The following is a 391-nucleotide window of genomic DNA, read 5'->3' on the forward strand; positions in this document are numbered from 1 at the left end:
AGCCTGTATCTGAAGAACAACCGCCGCATCCACGCGCTGATCACCGTCATCTGCCTGGCCCTGCTCATCTTCTGCCTGATCGAACGCCAGGTCCGCCAGGCCCTCGCCACCCGCGGCGCAACCAAGGTCAACGGCCTGTACGCCGGACGGCCCGCCGTCCCCACCGGCAAACTCGTCCTCGACGCGCTGACCGGCATCCGGCTGATCCCGGGCACCGGCCAGTCACCCCCGACCATCCCGCAACCCACCGATCTCCAACTCCATCTCCTGGACCTTCTCGACATCGATCCACGAGACCTACGCTGAAGATCACGCACCTGCGGAAAACGGGTCTAGCGGGCGACCGAGGCCTGGCCGACGCCGCAGCCCGCTTCCACGACCCCACACCACC

At 67.0% G+C, this 391-nt stretch carries 1 protein-coding gene; it reads left to right on the plus strand.

From position 1 onward, the window contains the following. The coding region (locus tag ACIBQ1_RS51605) for a hypothetical protein (protein WP_397289580.1) at window positions 1-306 on the plus strand (306 nt) is incomplete at its 5' end. Between the last annotated feature and the right edge of the window lie 85 nt (window positions 307-391).

The sequence above is a fragment of the Nonomuraea sp. NPDC050153 genome (assembly GCF_044460125.1).
In the GTDB taxonomy this organism is placed as follows: domain Bacteria; phylum Actinomycetota; class Actinomycetes; order Streptosporangiales; family Streptosporangiaceae; genus Nonomuraea.